Genomic DNA, 836 nt, shown 5'->3' with positions numbered 1-836 from the left:
TTCGCCGACTTCGTCCGCCGGACCGGCACCCCCGCCGGCCTGACCGACCTGCTGCACGCTACCCGGTGCTCGCCCGGCTCGCGGCGCAGGCGTCCTTGTACGCGATCGCCGCCGCCACCGAGCTGCTGGCCCGGTTCGACGCCGACCGCGTCGCCCTCGCCGCGTTCGTCGGCACCGACCCCGGCCCGCTGGTCGAGGTCAGCGGCGGCACCGGCGACGCGCACCAGCGCGGCCGCGCGGTCCGCGAACTGCGGTTCGCCGGCGGCGCGCGGGTCGTCTACAAGCCGCGTCCGCTCGACCTGCACACGGCGTTCACCGCGCTGGTGGGCTGGCTCAACCCGCGCGTCCCCGGCCTGGAGCTGGAAACGGTCGACGTGCTGACCCGGCCCGGCTACGGCTGGCTGCGGTTCGTCGAGCACCGGCCGTGCGCGGACCTCACCCAGGTCGACCGCTTCTACCGCCGCCAAGGCGTGCTGCTCGCCCTGCTGCACGCCCTCGACGGCACCGACGTGCACTTCGAGAACATCATCGCGGCCGGCGACCAGCCGGTGCTGATCGACATCGAAACGCTGTTCCAGCCGGTGCTGCCGGCCGAGAGCACCGAAACCGACCCGGCCGCGGAGCTGCTCGCCCGCTCGGTGCACCGGACCATGCTGCTGCCGCAGATGATCGTCGGCGAGCACGGCGCGGTGGACATCTCCGGGCTCGGCGGCGGCCGCGCCGCCGCACCGGCGCTGGAGCGGGTCGACTGGCTCGACGCCGGCACCGACCGGATGCGGCTGGTCCGGGTCCCCGGCGGCGTCGGCACCGGCGTCAACCGGCCCACCCTCGGCGGC

The 836-nt window shown here is 75.5% G+C and carries 1 protein-coding gene; it reads left to right on the top strand.

Going from position 1 to position 836, the window contains the following annotated elements; genetic code table 11:
* Positions 1-65 precede the first annotated feature (65 nt).
* Positions 66-836 (top strand): type 2 lanthipeptide synthetase LanM (locus G3I65_RS07530; RefSeq protein WP_309235316.1); only part of this gene is annotated, 771 nt, incomplete at its 3' end.

It is taken from the genome of Amycolatopsis sp. SID8362 (assembly GCF_010550475.1).
Classification (GTDB): Bacteria; Actinomycetota; Actinomycetes; order Mycobacteriales; family Pseudonocardiaceae; genus Amycolatopsis; species Amycolatopsis eburnea.
The sequence above is the reverse complement of the archived record's forward strand: the minus strand, read 5'-3'. Positions and strand labels throughout refer to the sequence as shown.